The organism is Alteromonas sp. 4NS20-0143, assembly GCF_057542855.1.
In genome coordinates this window covers 87,946-109,138 of sequence record NZ_BAAJLR010000005.1, presented here as the reverse complement: position 1 = coordinate 109,138, position 21,193 = coordinate 87,946, and the positions used below count along the sequence as shown (strand labels likewise).

13 protein-coding genes are annotated in these 21,193 nt (G+C 44.2%); 6 read left to right on the top strand and 7 right to left on the bottom strand.

Going from position 1 to position 21,193, the window contains the following annotated elements:
* Positions 1 to 498 precede the first annotated feature (498 nt).
* The 3 genes from dnaJ to grpE all read right to left on the bottom strand — a co-directional run bounded on the left by dnaJ (position 499) and on the right by grpE (position 4,509).
* A complete protein-coding gene (dnaJ, locus tag AC27HD_RS12065; protein WP_032097007.1) occupies positions 499 to 1,632 on the bottom strand; it encodes a molecular chaperone DnaJ in 1,134 nt (377 codons plus the stop codon).
* Positions 1,633 to 1,825: 193 nt separating this feature from the next.
* Positions 1,826 to 3,754 carry a molecular chaperone DnaK gene (gene dnaK / locus AC27HD_RS12060; protein WP_487106128.1) on the bottom strand — a complete coding sequence of 643 codons (1,929 nt, stop codon included), beginning with the start codon at positions 3,752 to 3,754 and terminating at the stop codon, positions 1,826 to 1,828.
* Positions 3,755 to 3,879: 125 nt separating this feature from the next.
* Positions 3,880 to 4,509, bottom strand: coding sequence for a nucleotide exchange factor GrpE (gene grpE / locus AC27HD_RS12055; protein WP_487106126.1), 630 nt, complete (start codon positions 4,507 to 4,509; stop codon positions 3,880 to 3,882).
* Between the two features lie 236 nt (positions 4,510 to 4,745).
* Here grpE and AC27HD_RS12050 point away from each other — a divergent pair, with 236 nt between their 5' ends.
* Complete coding sequence (locus tag AC27HD_RS12050) at positions 4,746 to 8,501, top strand: hybrid sensor histidine kinase/response regulator (RefSeq protein ID WP_487106124.1); 3,756 nt, start codon at positions 4,746 to 4,748, stop codon at positions 8,499 to 8,501.
* Between the two features lie 32 nt (positions 8,502 to 8,533).
* Here the strand turns inward: AC27HD_RS12050 and AC27HD_RS12045 are convergent, their stop codons facing one another.
* Positions 8,534 to 10,237: an ATP-binding protein gene (locus AC27HD_RS12045; protein ID WP_487106122.1), complete on the bottom strand. Its 1,704-nt coding sequence runs from the start codon at positions 10,235 to 10,237 to the stop codon at positions 8,534 to 8,536.
* A 237-nt stretch (positions 10,238 to 10,474) separates the two neighbouring features.
* Complete coding sequence (locus tag AC27HD_RS12040; protein WP_487106120.1) at positions 10,475 to 11,227, bottom strand: hypothetical protein; 753 nt, start codon at positions 11,225 to 11,227, stop codon at positions 10,475 to 10,477.
* Between the two features lie 381 nt (positions 11,228 to 11,608).
* Between AC27HD_RS12040 and AC27HD_RS12035 the strand changes: the two genes are divergently transcribed.
* From AC27HD_RS12035 to AC27HD_RS12025, 3 genes are all read left to right on the top strand, one after another.
* The gene (locus tag AC27HD_RS12035; protein ID WP_487106118.1) at positions 11,609 to 12,301 is read left to right on the top strand and encodes a hypothetical protein; all 693 of its coding nucleotides are present in this window, start codon (positions 11,609 to 11,611) and stop codon (positions 12,299 to 12,301) included.
* A gap of 161 nt (positions 12,302 to 12,462) precedes the next feature.
* Positions 12,463 to 14,040: a hypothetical protein gene (locus tag AC27HD_RS12030; protein WP_487106116.1), complete on the top strand. Its 1,578-nt coding sequence runs from the start codon at positions 12,463 to 12,465 to the stop codon at positions 14,038 to 14,040.
* A 110-nt stretch (positions 14,041 to 14,150) separates the two neighbouring features.
* Positions 14,151 to 14,819: a glutathione S-transferase family protein gene (locus AC27HD_RS12025; RefSeq protein WP_487106114.1), complete on the top strand. Its 669-nt coding sequence runs from the start codon at positions 14,151 to 14,153 to the stop codon at positions 14,817 to 14,819.
* A 31-nt stretch (positions 14,820 to 14,850) separates the two neighbouring features.
* Here AC27HD_RS12025 and AC27HD_RS12020 read toward each other — a convergent pair whose 3' ends face one another.
* Entirely contained in the window at positions 14,851 to 15,501 is a 651-nt protein-coding gene (locus tag AC27HD_RS12020; RefSeq protein WP_487106112.1) for a response regulator, read from the bottom strand.
* A 316-nt stretch (positions 15,502 to 15,817) separates the two neighbouring features.
* Positions 15,818 to 18,199 (bottom strand): TonB-dependent receptor, encoded by a 2,382-nt coding sequence (locus AC27HD_RS12015; RefSeq protein ID WP_081926595.1) that lies wholly within the window; start codon positions 18,197 to 18,199, stop codon positions 15,818 to 15,820.
* 266 nt (positions 18,200 to 18,465) lie between these two features.
* On the opposite strand from AC27HD_RS12015, the gene AC27HD_RS12010 reads away from it, so the two are divergent.
* Entirely contained in the window at positions 18,466 to 19,761 is a 1,296-nt protein-coding gene (locus AC27HD_RS12010; RefSeq protein WP_287008281.1) for a GntP family permease, read from the top strand.
* A gap of 19 nt (positions 19,762 to 19,780) precedes the next feature.
* The gene (locus AC27HD_RS12005) at positions 19,781 to 21,190 is read left to right on the top strand and encodes an E22 family MetX-like putative esterase (protein ID WP_487106109.1); all 1,410 of its coding nucleotides are present in this window, start codon (positions 19,781 to 19,783) and stop codon (positions 21,188 to 21,190) included.
* Positions 21,191 to 21,193: the final 3 nt, after the last annotated feature.

Here is a 21,193-nt window from a genome sequence, read left to right as displayed (position 1 = left end):
GGTTTAAGTTGGTGCGTCTTTGCAAGTGCTGCGTGACTGCATGTGATGTATTAAACGCCATTATTGGTAGAACAAAAACATGCTGAACAATATATAAGTATTCAAACCTATACTTTAGTTGAAGCCAAAAATTACCACCCAGTGTTAAATATAAAAGTTATCATTTAATTTCAAAAACTTAACAATAATCAAAGCAAACAAATCAGAATTATTGAATATAGGAAAGTAAGGACAAAAGGTATGAATTGAGGAAATAATTAGGTCAAATTGACCTAGATAGACAGTGGCTACAGATAAAAAAATGCCAGTTAGCATGGCTAACTGGCATTTTTTAATTATCTTTTTAAGTTGTCTTTTTGAGCTATCTTTCCGTGCTATCTTTCCGAGCTATCTTTCCGAGCTGTGTTTTTGGCTATTTTATTAAGCCTTTAAACATGATGAGGTGTGTGACCTCACCAGCATTACGACAGAAACTTAACACCTAAAAAGCTGACTAACTTAATTAGTTAGATCGTCAAAGAACTTTTTAACGCCATCAAAGAAGCCTTGTGCCTTCGGACTATGCTTACTTGAAGCTTTACCCATCGACTCTTCAAGCTCGCGCAATAGCTCTTTCTGCTTAGATGAAAGGTTCACTGGTGTCTCTACCACAACCTTACACATTAAGTCGCCAAGCGCGCCGGTACGCACCGACTTAACGCCTTTGCTGCGTAGGCGGAACATACGACCAGTCTGAGTTTCAGGGCTTATTTTCAGCTTCACTTTCCCATCGAGTGTAGGAACTTCTAACTCACCACCAAGGGCTGCGGTGGTAAAGCTTAACGGTACTTCGCAGTACAAGTTGTTGCCATCACGCTCGAAAATTTCGTGGTCGCGAATATGTACTTGAACGTACAAATCGCCTGCTGGCGCGCCGTTTTCACCGGCTTCACCTTCACCTGACAAGCGAATTCGGTCACCCGTATCCACGCCTGCTGGAATCTTAACATTAAGGGTTTTCGTTTTTTCTTTGCGACCATGCCCGTGACAGCTGTTACATGGATCTTCAATAATTTTGCCTTTACCCGAACAGGTAGGACAGGTTTGTTGAACCGCGAAAAACCCTTGACGCATTTGCACTTGGCCGTTGCCGTGACACGTTGGGCATGTTTTTGGCGAGGAACCGTTTTTAGCCCCAGAGCCATCACACACTTCACATTCTGCCAAAGCAGGTACCCGAATATCAACGCTCTTACCGCGAACCGCTTCTTCTAGCGAAAGTTCAAGGTTGTATCGAAGGTCTGAACCTTGACGAGCGCGAGATTGACGACCGCCTCGACCGCCGCCACCAAAGATATCGCCGAACACATCACCAAAGATGTCGCCGAAATCTGCACCGCCGCCGTAGCCACCACCACCGCGGTTAGGATCAACGCCTGCGTGACCATACTGATCGTAAGCAGCACGTTTCTGTGAATCTGACAGAATCTCGTAAGCTTCTTGAATTTCCTTAAACTTTACTTCAAGTGCTTTGTCACCCTCAGTACGGTCTGGGTGATATTTCATCGCTAGCTTTTTATACGCTTTTTTAATTTCGCGTTCGCCAGCACTTTTATCTACTCCAAGCACTTCGTAGTAGTCACGTTTCGACATATCGTTTACTTACCCTACTTATTGTCGACAAGCCATGTAAATCGCCTGTCAAATCTACATCTGACTGTTGTGAAAATCACCTGCGCTGCTCATACGCTAACGACAAGTCATTTACACAACAAAGGCGCAGCAAGAAAATCCTGATGCGCCTGAACTGCTAAACAGCCCGGCGCACCGGGCTAATCATTACAGCTTACTTTTTATCTTCGTCTTTGACTTCTTCAAATTCGGCGTCAACAACATCGTCATCGCCTTTTGCAGAAGCTTCTTGCTCAGCGCCTTCTTGTGCGCCGGCTGATGCACCTTGCTGCGCTTGCGCTGCTTCCATCAACTTGCTAGACGCTTGGATAAGTTCCTGCGTTTTCGCTTCGATTTCAGCTTTGTCTTCGCCTTTGCTCGCTGTTTCTAGCGCGCTTAATGCTTCTTCAATTGGCGCTTTGTCTTCTGCACTTAATGCATCGCCAACTTCTTCCATTTGCTTACGAGTCGCGTGGATCATGCCGTCAGCTTGGTTGCGAGCCTGAATAAGTTCTTCGAACTTCTTATCAGCTTCTTTGTTCGCTTCAGCGTCTGCTACCATTTTTTCTACTTCATCGTCACTTAGACCTGAAGAAGCTTTGATAGTGATCTTCTGCTCTTTACCCGTATCTTTGTCTTTCGCTGACACGTGTAGGATACCGTCGGCATCGAGATCGAAGGTTACTTCGATTTGCGGTACACCGCGTGACGCTGGACGAATACCTTCAAGGTTGAACTGACCAAGAGACTTGTTGCCGCTTGATTGCTTACGTTCACCCTGTAGTACGTGTACTGTTACCGCAGACTGATTGTCTTCTGCTGTAGAGAACGTTTGCGACTTCTTCGTTGGAATAGTCGTGTTCTTCTCAATAAGCGCCGTCATTACGCCGCCCATGGTTTCAATACCAAGAGACAGTGGAGTAACGTCTAGAAGCAATACGTCTTTAACATCACCAGAAAGAACACCGCCTTGAATTGCCGCGCCTACTGCAACAGCTTCATCAGGGTTAACGTCTTTGCGTGGCTCTTTGCCGAAGAATTCAGTTACATACTTTTGAACCAAAGGCATACGAGTTTGACCACCAACTAAGATGATATCGTTAATCTCGCCTACTGATAGACCAGAATCTTCGATAGCCTGCTTAAGTGGACCAAGCGAATTTTTAACTAACTCTTCAACAAGAGATTCTAGCTTAGAGCGAGTTAGTTTAATCGCTAAATGCTTAGGACCTGAACCATCAGCAGTGATGTAAGGCAGGTTAACCTCTGTTTGTTGTGAAGATGAAAGTTCAATTTTCGCTTTCTCACCGGCTTCTTTAAGACGCTGCATAGCAAGCGGATCTTTACGAAGGTCGATGCCTTGATCTTTCTTAAACTCGTCAACAAGATAGTTGATAACACGGTTATCGAAATCTTCACCACCAAGGTGGGTGTCACCGTTTGTAGCGAGTACTTCAAATGTGTGCTCGCCGTCTACTTCATCAATTTCGATGATAGAGATATCGAACGTACCACCACCTAAGTCGTATACTGCAACGATGTTATCGCCTTGCTTTTTGTCCATGCCGTAGGCAAGAGCAGCAGCAGTTGGCTCGTTGATAATACGCTTAACTTCAAGACCAGCAATACGACCCGCATCTTTCGTTGCTTGACGCTGAGAATCGTTAAAGTATGCAGGTACAGTGATAACTGCGCCTGTCACTTCTTCGCCAAGATAGTCTTCAGCGGTCTTTTTCATTTTCTTAAGTACTTCAGCAGAAATCTGAGGAGGCGCCATTTTCTCGCCTTTCGCTTCTACCCATGCGTCACCGTTATCAGCCTCTACAATTTTGTAAGGCATGATGTCGATGTCGCGCTGTACTTCTTTATCTTTAAAGCGACGACCAATCAAACGCTTGATAGCGAATACGGTATTTTCAGGGTTAGTTACTGCCTGACGCTTCGCTGATTGACCAACAAGCGTTTCGCCGTCATTTGTGTATGCAATGATTGATGGCGTTGTACGATCGCCTTCCGCGTTTTCAAGTACGCGTGGTTTGTCGCCGTCTAGAACTGCGACACATGAATTTGTTGTACCTAAATCGATACCTATGATTCTACCCATTTTCGTGTCTCCGAAAAGTTTCTTAATTCTGTAAAATTAGTGGGGTTATTCCCGCTATTTTCAATAGTTGTCAGTAAAAAAACTGACTTTTTGTGTCTTATTTCGCTGTGCGTTGTTTGTTCAACTTACGCTTGCGTATCAACACCACCGCTTGGCGCGCGCGATACCATTACCATGGCAGGGCGGAGCAAACGGCCGTTAATTTGATAACCTTTCTGCATCACTGCCATTACTGTGTTCGGCGCGTGGTCTGCACTTTCTTGCATCGACATTGCCTGATGCAAATCAGGGTTAAAGGTTTCGCCCTGCGGATCAATAAGGCTTAATCCAAATTTCTCAATAGTGCTCATAAAACTTTTGTGGGTCATCTCCACACCTTCGAGCAGCGGCTTCACCGCTTCATTGTCGCTATCCGAAAGTTCGATAGCACGCTCTAGGTTGTCAACAACAGGCAGAAGCTCACCAGCAAAACGCTCTAGTGCGAACTTGCGTGCTTTCTCAACTTCACCTTCAGCGCGACGACGAGCGTTGTCGGCATCAGCGCGAGCGCGAAGTACGCCGTCTTGTTGCTCTTTAATCGTTGCTTGAGCTTCAGATAAAGCAGTCTCTAGCTCATAAATGCGCTGTGTAGCTTCATCTTGAGGAGCGTCAGTACCTTCTACTACCTGGCCTTCAACTTCTACTTCTTCAGCAGCCTGCACAGTTTCATCAACTGCGTTTTCTTTATCTGCGTGCACGTCGCGACTGTCGCTCATGCCTACCTCCAAACATTGTATAAATTGGGCAACACCCATTTGCTAGTATTACTAAACAAAAGGAATATCTCTGTTGCGCTTATTTATGGGGCTGGTTTGTAAGCGATCAAGGGTAACCACACAATTTTTGTGGTTTGAATTTAATTTTTTTTCAAAAAATAATTATCAGCGTCAATACTGCTCACTATTGTGAAAATCGTGTTAACGTAAATCAGTGATTTTTATGAGGTGGGTGAATGCTCAGCATTTGGTCGGTAGGCAGTATTGTTGCCGTTTATCTTTTTATTTTGTTTGCTATTGGCTTCTGGGGCGAAAGGTACCTCAAAGACAATCGGCAGCACCCTATCTTATATAGCTTAGGCTTAGGCGTTCACTGCACGTCGTGGGCGTTTTTTGGTACCACATCACAAGCCGCAGAATATGGTTGGGCTATAGTGCCTACTTACATGGGCATTATATTAACCATGGTTTTTGCATTTCCTGTGGTACTGCACATCAGTCGGTTATGCCAGCAACACAATATCACTTCTCTCGCTGATCTGATTGGTATGAGATACCAGCACTCTCACCTTGTCGCGGCTTTTGTGAGCGTGCTGTGTTTTGTGGGGGTTATTCCGTACATCGCTTTGCAGCTCGACGCCATTACCAAAAGTATTACTCTGATCACACCCAATACCGCGGAAACCAGCCAAAGCGTTAGCATGTATGTGGCTTTGTTGATGGCTATTTTTGCCATCATTTTTGGGACGCGAACCCTGAACTTAACCGACAAGCACCCTGGGCTTTTAATGACTATTGCATTTGAGTCGGTGTTTAAGCTTGTGGCGCTGTGGTGTATTGGTATTTTCGTTTGCTATTTTATGTTCGACGGTGTGCTCGACCTTATTTCAAAAGCGTCTGTAAATGAACAAGCGCGAGAGGTTATCTATGCCGACAGCGCTCCCCTTGTTTATGTTACTCATGTAATGCTTGGGGTTTGCTCCATGTTTGTACTGCCGCGTCAATTTCATATGAATTTTGTCGAGATAAACGGCGAAGGGGAACTGCGAACCGCTCGCTGGTTTTTCCCCGTGTATTTATTGGGCATGACCATTTTTCTCATTCCTTTGGCCCTGGCTGGCAAAATGCTGCTGCCTGAAAGCGTAAGCTCAGATACCTATGTATTGGCGCTTCCTCTTTTTGCCGAAAACACGCTGCTCTCAATCATTGCGTTTTTAGGAGGATTGTCTGCAACCACCAGCATGGTAATTGTGGCCACGCTTGCCCTAGGCATAATGATTGCCAACAACTTAGTTACGCCGCTTTGGATAAAAGCGAGGTTAAGAACCGAGCCAAACCATACGCTTGAGACAAATAAAGTACTCGTTATTCGTCGCTTAACCGTGTTGGTAGTGCTGTCGGTGGCCCTTTGGTATCACCTCAATGTCAGCCAAGCTGCACCACTGGTAAAAAGTGGCGTGATCGCCATTGCCTTGTTGGGGCAGTGCTTTCCCGTACTGATGTTTGGCCTTTATTGGAAAAAAAGTACTAAGGCTGCTGCTTTGGCCGGGTTATGTGCAGGCTTTCTTTGTTGGTGCGCACTACTGCTCTACCCCAGCGTTATGTCTAGTTACTATTTTAATGCACCGCCCACAGATGCTCAGCTAGGTATCGGCTTTATTGTTTCACTTATTACCAACGCCGCCGTATATGTGGTGGTTTCCCTGATAAGTTTAATCAATAAACGACGATTAATAAGTAGAAGGGGCTTAGTGGGTCATCGAGGTACCAATGGCTCTCAAACTCATAACCTAGTTGGCAATATTGACGACAGTGAGAATTTGGCCTTATCCACACCCTACTTAAAAATTCGCGTGGGTGACATCGTCTCTTTAACTCAAAGAGTGTTAGATAAAAAGAGTCACGACACGTTAATCAATCAACTTTCCATCGACGTCTCTGACGCTCGCGCTAACGGGCTTGCCAATCACACCTTATTGCAACGAGTAGAGCAACTTCTTGCAGCGCAAGTTGGCGGACCAAGCGCTCGTATACTATTAGGCGCTATTGCCGATAAAAACACAGATTCACTTCCCGAGCTTGTAGACTGGGTGGAAGAAGCCTCTCAGTCGTTTCAATTCAATCACGAGGTGCTGCAGTCGTCTGTGCAAAACATAGAGCAAGGGATCAGTGTGCTTGACGAAAAGCTGCACTTACTTGCTTGGAATGAACGCTACGTTGAATTGTTCAGCTACCCTAGAGGCTTTTTAAAAGTCGGCATGTCAATTCATGAAATACTGAGCTTTAATGCCAAACGAGGGCTTTTTGGGAAGCAAGAGCGCAATAGGAATGAAACCGATACTAGCATTTCAGCGACAGCAGACTCAGCGACAACAGCGTCGGGAGCAGCAGATTCGACTGCTGTAGATTCAACGCCTGTAGATTCAATGCTTCTAGATTCAGCAACCATAGATACTGACATTACCGATGTAGATGAGATAAAGGGCCGCATTAATCAAGAAATAGAAAAGCGCGTTCAGTTTATGCTGGAAGGGAGTCGCCACAAATATATACGAAAACAACATGATGGCAGGGTTATAGAACTTAACGGCGCCCCCCTTCCCGGAGGCGGCTATGTAACTACCTATAGCGATATTACCGAATACATCGCCATTCAAGATGAATTAAAAGAGTCAAAATCGGAACTTGAGCAGAGGGTAATGCGACGCACGAAAGAGCTTCAGCTTGCCAAGCAACAGGCTGATGCAGCAAACGAGAGTAAAACTAAATTTTTAGCCGCTGCAGGACACGATTTGATGCAGCCGTTTAACGCCGCAACCCTCTTTGCTTCTATGCTAGAGAAGAAAACGAAAAATAGTGAATTATCGGGCTTGTCTGAGGGCGTAGTGAATTCACTTAATAACGCACAAACGCTACTTTCTATGCTGCTAGATATGACAAAGTTAGACTCTGGCGTACTCAAACCCAATAAGATCACCTTCGCCGTAGACGACGTGCTTTCATCATTAGTGACGGAGTTTAGTCTTATCGCGTCTCAGCGAGATATTTCATTAAAATACGTAAAAACACACTGTCACACACACACCGATAAGCACCTTTTCAGAAGAGTGATACAAAACTTACTGTCTAACGCGATACGGTATACCCAAAAAGGCAGTGTTTTAATTGGGGTAAGACAATGTAGCGCCAATGGTGAAAAAGCATTGAATGTATGCGTTTACGATACAGGTCCGGGTATTCCACTGCATCAACAAGAAGCTATTTTTGGCGAATTCCACCAGCTAGAAAACCCCAATAGTTCACAGGGCATTGGCTTAGGATTAACCATTGTTGATGGGGTATGCAAGTTGCTCGGGCACTCTGTATCACTGAAATCTGCTTTGCATAAAGGCAGTTGCTTTGCCATTACTGTGCCTAAGTACCCTGCAAGCGCAATACAGAGAAAAGGAATGGAGGCCGAACCCAACCCTCTGCCGCTCGACGCTACAAAAGGTATTGCTAGAGGAAGCGCTTTAGGAGAAGCAGAAGAGAACTCACACTCGCTGTTTTTAACAAACAAACAAATTCTACTTATTGAAAACGACGAGCAAGTAACGGTAGCCATGCAGGCGCTTCTCAGTGATTGGGGAGCTGAGGTTATTACCGCAACAGGAAAGAAAGACGCCCTTGCTGCTTTCAAACACAAACCTGACGTTATTATAGCCGACTATCATCTAAACTTCGGTGAAACAGGCACAGACATTTTGCAGTCAATGGACTCCTTGCCATCTGATTCTATAGCGTCGCTTCAATCAATAGCGTCGTTTCAATCAATAGCATTATCTGAATTATCAAAGTCGCTCAAGCCTAACAACCCAGCGCTTCGTATATTAATCACTGCGAACCGCAGCCCTGAGATAAGGGATTTAGCCGCAGAGATGAACCTTGCCTATTTACCAAAACCTGTAAAACCAAGTGCCCTCAAGCGATTGTTAAAACAGACTTTTAGCTAAAGTCGGTAAGGACTCCCCTATCGCTTAAGTATTTAGTACAGTGCCAATATGGCCTTTAACGATGCTAAATCTACTGGTTTAGTGAGATATTCGTCCATACCTGCATCGAGGCATTTTTGCTTTTCGCTATCCATGGCATGGGCTGTTAGCGCGACAATGGGTATCTTTTTGTTTTCATCTCCTGCATGCCCCTCGCGAATACGACGTGTTGCCTCATAACCGTCCACATTCGGCATTTGGCAGTCCATAAAAATAAGGTCGTAATGTTTCGCTCTTGGTTTCGACAAACGTTCTATCGCTTCAACGCCATCGTTTGCAAGCTCAACCTCTACTCCCAAGTTAGTTAAAATTGCTAACATAACTTGTTGATTTATCGCGTTGTCCTCAGCCAATAACACATTCAAATCGAAAGATTGTGGTTCTTTCTCGACGTGCATAACGCTATTAGCTTCCTCGCTTATTAGAGGCGCACTTAGCTTTACCACAAACCTAAATGTAGAACCCTGCCCAGGTGTGCTTTCAACAGATATTTCGCCGCCCATCAATTCACAAAGCTGCTTGCTAATTGCAAGCCCCAGCCCGGTACCACCATATTTTCTTGTGGTCGACATATCAGCTTGGGAGAAAGAGTCGAAAAGTCCAGGCATGGCAGATTCGCTAATACCAATACCCGTATCACTAATCTCTACATTCAATAACAATGCATCTCCCTCGCTCACTACATTATACTGAATGTTTATACCGCCGCTTTCTGTGAACTTAATGGCATTAGACAGTAAATTATTAAAAATTTGTTTTAGGCGATGAGGGTCTCCCACAACCTTTTTGTAACTCTCACCAGCGGCTTTTGACTTAAGCCACAATCCCTTTTCTTGTGCTTGAAAGGTTTGTTCCTGCACAAAGTTACCCATGAACTGCGCTAAGTCGAATTCAACATTTTCTATAGCCAGCTCTCCGGCTTCTATTTTTGAGAAATCTAGAATATCGTTAATGATGATCATCAATGAATCTGCACTGCGTTGAGCAGTGTTAATAAATTTCGTTTGTTTGTCATTAGGAGACGTACGGCTGATCATTTCAATCATGCCAATAATACCGTTCATTGGAGTGCGAATTTCGTGACTCATATTGGCAAGAAATGCACTTTTTGCTTCGTTTGCTTTTATTGCTTCATGCTCATGAGCAATCGCTAAGTCCCTTTCTTGCAGCAGCTCCACTTGTTTACTCACCAAACTTCTTCGCGCTAAATGTGCAAACCAGCTCAATGTTGTGCTCATAGCCAATGCAAAGAAAAAATGCATCGTCATAGACATCTCGACCACTGAATTAATGACTAACCACCCCGCCCAATTTAGCAGTATCAATAACACCCAGTGCAGCCTTTTCGAGAGAACAATACCGCTGGCAATAATAACTAAGAAAAGATTGGTTGTTTGTTCAGGTGATTGAGAGTGCCATAAATGTAAAAGGCTATTCGTTGTGCCAAGCAGTAATATTGAAACAATCCCTAAACGCTGCCATACACTTGAAAGATTTTGTGCTTTCAGCATAAGAGTAAAGCTAATGACAGTGGTTATGGATGCGGATGTGACAAGCACCCATTTAAATTCTTCAGTAAGTAACAGGAAGTGACTAAAGGAAAGCGCAAAATATAAAAAGAAAAAAGCCATTGCAACAGGTTTTAGTGGCTCCTGATGTACGCCTTTAGCTGTTGCCGCTGACTTTTGCAAACTCATCTTAATCCTAGTCCGTGTTTAAGAGAGTTAGATATTAGGCTAAAACTATAAAATTTACATAATCAATTAGGCTAAGAATTGCGCAGCTATTCATCTTTAGAACCACCTTCTCTTCTGCGGCTGTTGGTACCGCTATTTTGGTGCTGCTATTTTGGTGCTGCTATTTTGGTGCTGCTATTTTTAGTGTGATTATGGTCGGTGCTGCTTTTTCCATTAACACCGTCGTCGTTTATACGTTTATTTGTCTATCTGCTTATCGCTGCTACCGGTATCGCTTGCACCAGTGAAGTTTCTATCCGTAATGTTTTGTTCAGTGCGGTTTTGTTCAACATTATGACCAAGCACCACATCGATAACTGTTTTCTCGTGTTCAGTGAACGCCGTTTTAAAATTATCACTGTGCACAGGTATTGATTTACGCATAGGTGGAGCAATGCGCTCGTTAGCTCTTGCCAACTGCTGAGTAAAATCTTCTATAGATATTCGATTGTAGGTATACACTCCCTCTTTCTTTCCTCCAATAGACGGCGTGAGCAGGTCGTCATGCTCGAGTAAAAACGCATGTTTGAATACCGCCTGAGATTTAGTAAAGCAATGTGTTTTGCTGCGCAGCATTGCCGCTTCTGGCAGCGCTTTAATACGAACGCTGTCATGGCTTTTTTGCCATGTAACACCACACACACTCACAACATAAGCGTCATCTTGCTGTGCGACGGTGGCTCTGGCAAGTGGGGAGCCCGCGGGCATTGCGTCTAACGCTTTTATAACATCGGGTAATTCATTGAGAGAGAGCTTTTCTAATGTCATTACACCGCTATTAGAGGTGTAAGTAAGCTTTAGCGTATTTTCTAAGTAATACACCTGGCCGGTATCTTGCCAGATAGAAACAGCATCGTTTTTGTGATTATTGATATGTTTTTTGTTTTGCTGAGAAGCAAGGGACTGTTTGTTTAATCCACTTGATAAGCGCTTAATAATATTTGATAACACGGCATACACTTCATATTATTGAGTGTTGTGTTTTACGTATTTATAGCCAGTGTGGTTTAATTCTCGCACTACATTCTCACAATACAATAGTACTGAATTGTTTTACCCTTAATTAGTTCGTCTTCAATTGGTTTGCCCTCGATTGGTTTGCCAAGACTTACTACTTATCGACTTTATCCACTCTACTCACCACCTGCGCCCGCAAACCAGAGTAGCTGCATGCCAGCTGAAGTAGGCACGGCCAGCTAACGACTGCCCCCCTGTCAACTGCCGCGTCCACAGGCGCTTTATTTGTTATTGCTACCAAATCTAATACTATCGACACTGATACCCGTACCGATTACTCTAGGGACAACATCACATTTAAAAAAGGATTTGCCGTTGCGACTGTTTTTCTCCGCTTCACTGAACTCAATACTCTTTGTATTGCTAACAACCTTGATAGTTGGGTGCAGTGACACCAATGAATTAAGTGAATCTGAAAGACGATATAACGCAGCAGTGAAGCTCCATGCAGAACGTATTGAGGAAACGAGAGCACTACTTGATGAAAAACTGACAGGCGAATTTTTATCTGACATTAACACGCTCATTTATGCAAAAGAAAAGCTCGATAGTGCAAAGTCTGTTTTCATTGATGCAAAAATTGTCGGTATCACCTCCCCTGATGCACAAGCACTTGAATTGAGGTTGAAACAGTTTGAAAAACAAGCCGCCAAGTCATCCTTATCGCTATTGCGCTTAGCACTGGAAAAGACCCTTAATTTTCAACATAGCGTGCACGATATGCCGCTAGCACCTTTAAGCGGCGCATCGTTAGAAAGCAACTCGATGATCGAGTACATGGGCAAAAAATTTAATACCTCACTTGATGATTGCTGTCTTAAGGACCTGAAAAATATCGAAGTCTTTATGCGAGGCGCTGAAGGCGAACTGTTTTATGCGCTGCGAAAACGTATTCTCAATGTGGAAAATGATTTAACTCGGGTATTGTCTGACGATAACTATCAAAGTGACTATAAAAAACGCCTTACGCAATTAGCAAACGATATGGACGCTTACTTTCAGCCGTAAAATATCTGCACAATGAAATAAACGTATATAAACGACTCAGTGCCAGCATTTGTAGGCGTAGAATTTAAAAATATTTCTAAATATTTGAAAGCGTAACATTTGGAATAACGATCCTAAGAGTAACGATAATAATAAGAACGAGCCGATAAGGAATGAGGCGTATGAAAACGATAATACAACTTTCAATAAGTGCACTTTGTGTAGCATCAATATATTCATCTAATGCTTTTGGAGAAGCGCTGTCAGAGGCCATCCCAATTGTTAACAACTACCCGGACTGTAATTATGAAGTATTGAAAGAAATTACATTACAGGATGCAGCCTCACGGCTATCACATAGTGATAACGATTCACGAAAAGACTCGAATTCCTCAAACGTCTCGGGCAAGCAAGCCACTCAAGATAGCAACACCGATGCATTATCTTTATTAAAGCAAGCTGCACTTCTTGATGCAAAAGAGCTTGGTGCCAGTCAAATTGTACTCGTATCCAGCGAACAGCTCTCTGTTAACAGCGATGGGAATGAAGGGGCTTCCAGTAAAACCCGCTCTCTTGAAAAAACATCTGCTGCAAAGCTCGACACTAATGATTCCGACTCCACTGCTTCCGAAACTAATATTGTGAGTGCCGCGCTAATAAGCAGCTGTACCTCCAAGGCGCTAGCTAAAATTGGCGTAGAGAGAAATCGTTTGCTTGGTACTACCAAGGTAAGTATGTCCTACGAGTACAGCACTGTCGTCAAAGGGCGAGACATGACCTTTGATTTTGCCGACTACGCAATAGGCGGAAAAAAGGAGGTACAAAACCCTGAGCTTAAAAACCAAGTAATTTCTTTTGATAACGGTGTATTTGGGGTAAAGGTAGAAGATGATCTATCTATGCTGCTTGAAACATTAGGCACTCCTACCGCAGAGTTAATTCTCAATGACACTGAGACCTTATACGTCTACGGGCGAAACCTATGGATTGTGGTGCGAAACAACAAAGTAAAAAGCATACAGAGTCATAACACGTGGCTCTCTGCTGGTTTGATTAATTATTTTGAGTTTGATGACAGGCCATTTCTTGCATGGCAAGTGAACGGCTCCATTGGCAGAAGGGACGACATGAAGTCCATTGACGCCAAACTCGATGGCAATTTAAAAGAAGAATATACCTATCGACTAGCCTCAAAGAATGGCGTTTTTATTGATATCGGATTAACCCTTGAGATAGCTAATGAGGACAAGCGTTACGTCGCAAAAGACTTTGCTTATGGGTATCTTGATGGCAATGATTCTAAAGCCGATTCTGAAATAGCTCCTGAAATAACGAATTCGAAGCCGAGTATTTACGAAAAAATACACAGCGACCTCACCGAAGCATCTCAAACGCTAGAGCCCATTACTATAGATCAATTTTCCTTTACTCCCATACTTGCAGCACGTGGTTATCAAGACAAAACACTGCACATCTATGACAGAAGCCTGGCTATGGTGTATTCCAACAATACACTGAGAAAGTTGATAGTAAGAGACTCGTTTTTTAAAAATGTGCCACCTAAGGGCAAATGGACCTTCGGACCTCTACAAGCAGGTATGAACGAAGAAAATGTAACAGCGTTATTCGGTGAAGAAAACATTTTTGCACTTGGCGATTATTGGGAAATCTATGTCGATAATCTCAAATATGAACTCTATTTTGCCGAAAACGAAAAAGGCGCAATGTTACTCGATGAACTTGAGGTAGAGATGTTTTAGCACTAGCTGCCATCGTTATACTCAACTATCACTACAGATGTGTTGCACTCTTTCTTATAAAGCAATCTTATATTACATAAATGTATTTATAACTGTGTTAAAGGTTCACTATGCTTAAATTGTACGGATTTGATGTTAGTAATTACTACAACATGATTAAACTGGCGATGGCGCTGAAAGGGATAGATTATGAAGCCGTAATGACGTATCCAAATCAAACGCCAGAATATTTAGCAATCAGTCCAACGGGTAAAGTGCCCGCATTGCAAACAGACCAAGGCGTACTGGTAGAAACCAATGTCATCCTTGAGTATCTTGATGAAATCTCGCCTCAAGCGCCACTTTATCCAACCGAGCCCTTCGCAAAGGCCAAGGTGAAAGAGTTAGTTAAACTCATCGAGTTATATATTGAATTACCTGCAAGGCGTTGTCATACAGAGGCATTTTGGGGCGTACCCGTTGATGAAATCACCAAAAAAGAAGTGAAGCGTGCATTGTTTAACGGTGCTCAAGCGCTTGCCCGCGCCGCTGAATTTTCTCCTTATATTGCAGGTGACACGTTAACTGCGGCCGACATTATGCTGCTGTATTCAATGGACCTTGCAGCTCCGGTGGCTAAAAAGCTTTTTGATGTAGACTTGTATGAGCATGCTCCTGGCAGTAAAGCACTCATGACCAGGTTAAAAGAAATGCCGGAAGTACAACAAATTGAAACAGATAAACGGGCCGCTGCGCCAGCGTTTAGCGCCTATTTAAAAAAGGCCCTTGGCAGTAAATAAACGGGTGCCAATTAGTGCTTGTTGGCCAACATTATCCATCGGTTCGCATAGCATTTTTAAATGCTATGCCAGCCTTGGTTCTATTGATAACCCCTAGCTTCTTTAGCACTGCGGAAACATGCTGCTTTACCGTTGACTCTGAAATCGCTAACTCGTAGGCAATTTGCTTGTTAAGCAAACCATCGGCGACCATTTTAAGCACTTTCAATTGATGAGGCGTGAGCAGGCTCAATCGCGCGCTGAAGTCATCCAGGGTACTGCTAGCATCCGCAGTGGCACTGATATGCTCTGGCAACCAGGTTTCGCCGTCTAATACCGTATCTACCGCATCTATAATACAATCCACAGACGCTGATTTAGGAATAAATCCACTTGCGCCCAACGCGAGTGCTCGCTGCACAATACCAGGCGCATCTTGCGCTGTTACAATAACTACAAGCACATCTGGATACTCAGCTCTAATCTCAGACAATCCATTCAATCCCTCACTGCCTGGCATTCCCAAATCTAAAAACACGATGTCGATGCTGGTATCTTGAGCTAATAACGTCTTTGTTTCTGGGAACGTAGACGCTTCAAGTAGCACTGCGCCCTCGCTGTTTTGCAGCGCATGGCACATTGCAGCACGAAATAGCGGGTGATCATCTGCTATGAGCAATTTTACCGGTACTGGGCTATTCATTCATCGCCACCATTTGTATCTAGTATTTGTATCTAGCATTTTTATCTGTCATCCGTCTCTGCCGTTGATTTCTGCCATTCACTTCTACCATCTAGTTTTCGTATTTTTGGCTGTCAACTTGTTATTTTAGTGTAAACAGAATACTAACACGACATTGGGCTTCTTTCTCTTACCTACTTTCACCTTCTCTTGCCTAACGGAAAATTTCCTTAGGACAAAAGATTTCGTAAACCTTAAATTAAGAAAAATCTATAGAAAGTATTAATAGAAAAGCCCGCTTAAAAAGCGGGCTCTTAAAGTTTGCAGCTTTGTTTTATTAGAAACGGTAGCCAAGCGTTAGATGAACGGTTCTTGGGTCGCCATAATAGCCAATCAAGGTTGTATCGCCTCCTAGCCCTGGTCCAAAATTGCCATCTTCGTCGCGGGTGACAAAGTCATATCCGCCGGTAAGGTACTCTTCGTCGGTGAGGTTTTTCACGTGAAGACCTGCGTACCAATCTCCTTCTATGCTTTCCCAACGAGCACTCAGGTTAACCATGCCATACGCATCTTGTTCAATAAGATCGCTGGCTTCGAACAGTAAATAGTCACTTCTGTAGTAGTAGTTTGCGTTAAATGTAATATCGCCAAAACTGGTTTCTAAGAAATAGTTAGCGTTTAAATTAAAGGTGTTTTCTGGCGTACTTGCTGAACCAATTAGTGGTGGTATCGCATTATTCTCTTTAATTTCAAAGTCGATGTATCCATAGGCCACATCAAACTGAAGGTTTTCTGAGGCAATCCAGGTCATCTCTAACTCGGCACCTGTTGCTGCTGTTTCTGCCGCGTTTCTTAAGCGTTGATCCAGCGCTGTAGGGTCGGATAAATCACCCTCTACACCAATATACTGCCTATCGCTATGATCGTAGGAAAAGAGCGTAACGTTCAATCGTAAGGTATCACTTAAGTCACTTTTCATACCCAGCTCAAAACTGTCTACCACTTCTGGATTTACGCCAGGTTCATTTATTGTTGCACGAGGGTTAAAGGTGCCCGACTTGAAACCTTGAGAATAGCTGGCGAAAAACATCATGCTTGGGTCGAATTGATATTCTAGCCCTACACGAGGTGTGAATCGCGACCAGCTTTGCACTGCTGGGGCATCGAGTAACCCATCACCATCTGTATCTGTGCCCAATACCTGTGGAACTAGCTGTCCTTCTGGGCGCACATAGCCTTCAATCCAGCCAGTGGAAGGATAGACATTGTCAAAAATAAGGCCGTTATTTACAAACGCAGATTTTTCTTCGTCGGTGTAGCGCGCGCCAAGAGACAGAGAGAGTTGCTCTGTAATGTTGTAATTGAGCTGAGCGTAAGCGGCATAACTTTCTGAGTTGTTACAGCCGGTCACCTCACGGGTTAAACCCGGTGCGCCTAAAGACTGCCCAAGTACACCTAAGATGGCATCGAAATTACCACAGCTATCACCATCGTAAAAATAGAGCCCAGACACCACGTCAAAATTATCGCCAAAGTAGTTTGCCTGTAATTCATGGGTAGTGTTGCTGTCGTCATACTCTGCCGGTACGTCAAAAATAGGCAGTGGCGTATTATCAAAGTCGATGTTTGTTGGAGAATAACTTTCGCGATGAGAGCCGATGTATTTAAGCTCTAATTTATCACTCACGTTATAGCGGGCCAGCCAGCTATAACCTTCTAATTCAACTCTGTTAGATGTTGGTAAGCTGGTATAAGAGTCAAATTTTGAATCAGGTACAGGCGCATCGGTTAGCAAGCTTGGTATCAATCGATAACCACCGCGGGCATTAGACGTATCTTCTGTTTTATCCCAGCCAAAACGGAAGAATAAATCTTCGCTAGCATGTACCTCTAGAGAGACTCTTGCAGCCCATAAGTCTTTATTATAATTTTCTTTATCTTGATTAGGCAATGCGCTTAGCAAATACTCGCCAAAGCCATCTCGGTTTAAGTTGGCATAACCCACACCTAAGTAAACCGTATCTTCAACCAGTGGAATTTGACCGGTAACCTTAAGGTCGCGCTGGCTATAGCTGCCCACCGTGCCTTCAATGTTCATTTGCGTGTCGCCAGTCATTTCTTTTGTTACGTATTTAACTGCACCACCAATCGTGTTTTTGCCATAAAGTGTCCCCTGGGGCCCACGTAATACCTCGATGCGCTGAACGTTTAGTAAATCGAGCACTGCACCCTGTGGTCGTGCAATATACACATCGTCTACATAAATCCCAACACCAGGCTCATAGCCCCACAAAGGGTCTTGCTGCCCCAAACCACGAATAAACGCGGTTAACGTATTGTTAGTTCCGCGGCTGGTTTGCAAGGTTGTGTTGGGCGAGAATTGTTGTAATTCAGTAAGTACGCTAATGCCTTTTTCACCTAGTTCAACAGAGCCTACCGACGTTATGGCAACGGGGGTTTCCTGCAGCGATTCAAGGGTGCGACGCGCGGTCACTTCAATACGCTCTAATTTGCCTTTTTGATTTTCAGCTTGTTCTGTGTTGGCTGTTTGGCTATTGGTCTGTTGTGCCCAAGCAGGAGATGCACATAAGCTTGCGGCTACCGCAATGGCGCATAAACTGTGGCGAGCACTTTTGTGACAAGAAGCCTTGTGATGAGACACTTTGTGAAGAGAAAGTGGTGTGCAGCCATGACGCTTTGTGTGTGTTGTTAGTGACATAGTGAGTCCTTTATTGTTCTAAGTGTTATTCACTGCTGGATAATTTGCTACGGTCACGAAATACTTTAGTTAATTAATTGTTAACAGTATGTAGTACCATCGTACTATGGGATTTTTGCAAAAGTAACGTCAAACTTTACGTGTAATTTGAATACGTTAGATTTATTGACAATAAGCTTGCGCGAAAGCAAGTCGGTTAGTAGATCTACAATCGACTTAACTGCTTTGGAATATCTGCGGTCACAGATTTTTAAAGGAAAACAACTATGTTAAGTATGATTGGCTTGGTAGGCGGGCTATTGCTACTTATTGTGTTAACAATACGTGGGATGAACCTGTTTATCGCTGCCCCCCTGTGTGCGCTTATTGTGGCGCTAACCAATAATATTGCGGTATTTACCGGCGACGTAAACTTTGTAGAAACCTACATGAGCGGTTTCTCTGGGTTTATTGCGTCGTGGTTTTTCATGTTTTTGCTGGGGGCGTTATTTGGCAAATTTATGGAAGACACCGGCGCGGCAGACTCAGTGTCTCAATGGATAATTTCTAAAATTGGCTATAAACAAGCTGTCTTAGCGGTCGTCATGGCCTGCGCCATACTTACCTACGGCGGCGTGAGCGTATTTGTGGTGGCATTTTCGGTTTATCCCATGGCGGTAAGCTTATTTAAAGACGCCAATTTACCTAGACGATTCATTCCTGCCGCCATGGCCTTTGGCTCGGTAACGTTTACGATGACGTCGGCGGGCTCACCAGAAATTCAAAACTGGATCCCAATTAAATACTTGGGTACATCGCCTTTTGCTGCTTGGGAAGTCAGTTTAATTGTCGCTATTTTAATGGCGGTGTTCGGATATTGGTGGCTCGCTAAAATGATTCGAAAAGCAGTTAATCAGGGTGAAGTGTTTGAGGCAAGGGAAAGCGACCCTGAAATAAGAGAAAGGGATCTGCCACATCCATTTACCGGCATTGTGCCCCTGCTCGTTGTGCTTGCCATTTCGTTTTTATTTCACGAAGAATTGGCTCAGTTAGCGTTAATTCTAGCCTTGGGCGGCGGCGTGCTTTGTTTGCTAGCCATAAACTTTAAATACTTTCAAAGTTTGCCTGTTGCCATAAATGCTGGCACCACTGGGGCACTGATTGCCATTGGCAATACCGCAGCGGTTGTGGGCTTTGGCTCGATTGCAAAAAACACCGACGCCTTTCAACAAACGGTGGCCTTAATGACTCAAATACCTGGCAATGAGCTGATTGGTGCTGCCATTGCAGTCAGCGTAATAGCCGGTTTAACAGGTAGCGCATCGGGCGGCCAAGCCATTGCCCTTCCCTTAGTGGGTCCACACTATATGGACCAAGGTGTAGAGCCAGAGCAGTTACACAGAATTGTTTCTATTTCATCGGGCGCCCTCGACTCATTGCCTCATAACGGGTATGTCGTCACAACGATTCGCGCAATTTGCCATGAAACCCATCAAGCGGCCTATTGGGCAGTGGGAGCACTGACTGTTGTTGTGCCGGTAATGGGGCTAGCGCTGGCTATCGGCCTGTTTAGCATATTGTAAAAAAAGGAAAGGTTTTACTATGAATCAGCGTTTTCACGACTTTCTAGTGCTAGCGAATACGTGCACTGCCAGGCAACCTTCACTTTTTCGCCCTGCTAAAGCTGGCATCTTGTTTGGCGGAAGGTCTGGCGGCAGCCAAGGCACCGGCGTGCAAGTTGCACTCCCAACTAAGTTAGCAACTAAGCTAGCAGCTAAGCTAACAATTGGGCTAACAAAAAGGTCTATAGCGGCGCTGCTTTTACTGTCTGCACTGGCAACCACCGCTGTGCAGGCTAACGACGAAGTGAATAGCGATAAGCAACAGCAACCTACCTTGTTGGTAAATAAGCACACCTTTCACATGGACAAGTTTACTACCTTTGGTGGCAAAACAATTAACGATGTAAAGATAGGCTGGGAAGCCTACGGAAAGCTTAATGCACAAAAGGACAATGTGATTTTAATTACCCATTACTTCTCTGGCACTTCCCATGCAGCAGGGAAATACAGCGCTCTAGATGAAAATGCAGGGTACTGGGATAGTATTATTGGCCCAGGTAAGGCTATTGATACCAACCGCTTTTTCGTTATAAGTGCAGACACCTTGGTGAATTTAAACGCTTATGATGAAAAGGTGGTCACCACCGGGCCCGCCTCCATTAACCCGTCTACAGGAAAACCCTACGGATTAGACTTTCCAGTAGTGACTATTCGCGACTTTGTTAATGTGCAAAAAGCCTTATTAGAAAGCTTAGGCATCACAAAACTTCATGCTGTGGTAGGGCCTTCAATGGGCGCCATGCAGGCCATTGATTGGGCAAGTGCCTATCCAAGTTGGGTACCTAGGATGCTGTCGGTAATAGGCGCGGGGGAGAGCGACGCGTGGACGACCACGGCTCTTGAGCATTGGGCTACGCCCATCAGACTTGATAAAAAATGGAACAAGGGTAATTACTCGCCAAAAGAAGCGCCAACGGATGGACTTACCGCATCGCTGATGCTGATAACGCAAAATGCGCTAACCCCTGAATTTTTTAACGCTCAAGGTAATATGCTAGGCTTTAAAAACGTAGAGCAAGCTCCCCTGTCCAGTATTAACGAACAACATTCCATCACAAAGTGGTTAAAAGCGCGGGCTGCCGCCCGTGGTAAAAAGATGGATGCCAATCACCTGCTGTATCTAGTAAGAGCGTGCCAGCTTTTTGTCGCAGGACATAAAGAAAACCTAGATGCGGGACTAGACACCATTAAGGCGAAGACGCTGTTTCTGCCCGCCGATTCTGATTTATTACTGATGCCCTATTTAGCTCAACATGCACATCAAACGCTTAAGCAGCAGGGAAATAACACCGAATATACCGAACTTCAAGGGTCACTTGGACACCTAGAGGGCGTGGCAAATATATCAAAACAGGCAACCGCTATTCGCCAGTTTTTGGAAAATGAGTAAAGG

Excerpts from the sequence above, each read along its gene's own strand:
- dnaJ (WP_032097007.1), bottom strand. The coding sequence starts at position 1,632 with ATGTCGAAACGTGACTACTACGAAGTGCTTGGAGTAGATAAAAGTGCT.
- dnaK (WP_487106128.1), bottom strand. The coding sequence starts at position 3,754 with ATGGGTAGAATCATAGGTATCGATTTAGGTACAACAAATTCATGTGTC.
- grpE (WP_487106126.1), bottom strand. The coding sequence starts at position 4,509 with ATGAGCGACAGTCGCGACGTGCACGCAGATAAAGAAAACGCAGTTGAT.
- AC27HD_RS12050 (WP_487106124.1), top strand. The coding sequence starts at position 4,746 with ATGCTCAGCATTTGGTCGGTAGGCAGTATTGTTGCCGTTTATCTTTTT.
- AC27HD_RS12045 (WP_487106122.1), bottom strand. The coding sequence starts at position 10,237 with ATGAGTTTGCAAAAGTCAGCGGCAACAGCTAAAGGCGTACATCAGGAG.
- AC27HD_RS12030 (WP_487106116.1), top strand. The coding sequence starts at position 12,463 with ATGAAAACGATAATACAACTTTCAATAAGTGCACTTTGTGTAGCATCA.
- AC27HD_RS12025 (WP_487106114.1), top strand. The coding sequence starts at position 14,151 with ATGCTTAAATTGTACGGATTTGATGTTAGTAATTACTACAACATGATT.
- AC27HD_RS12020 (WP_487106112.1), bottom strand. The coding sequence starts at position 15,501 with ATGAATAGCCCAGTACCGGTAAAATTGCTCATAGCAGATGATCACCCG.
- AC27HD_RS12015 (WP_081926595.1), bottom strand. The coding sequence starts at position 18,199 with ATGTCACTAACAACACACACAAAGCGTCATGGCTGCACACCACTTTCT.
- AC27HD_RS12010 (WP_287008281.1), top strand. The coding sequence starts at position 18,466 with ATGTTAAGTATGATTGGCTTGGTAGGCGGGCTATTGCTACTTATTGTG.
- AC27HD_RS12005 (WP_487106109.1), top strand. The coding sequence starts at position 19,781 with ATGAATCAGCGTTTTCACGACTTTCTAGTGCTAGCGAATACGTGCACT.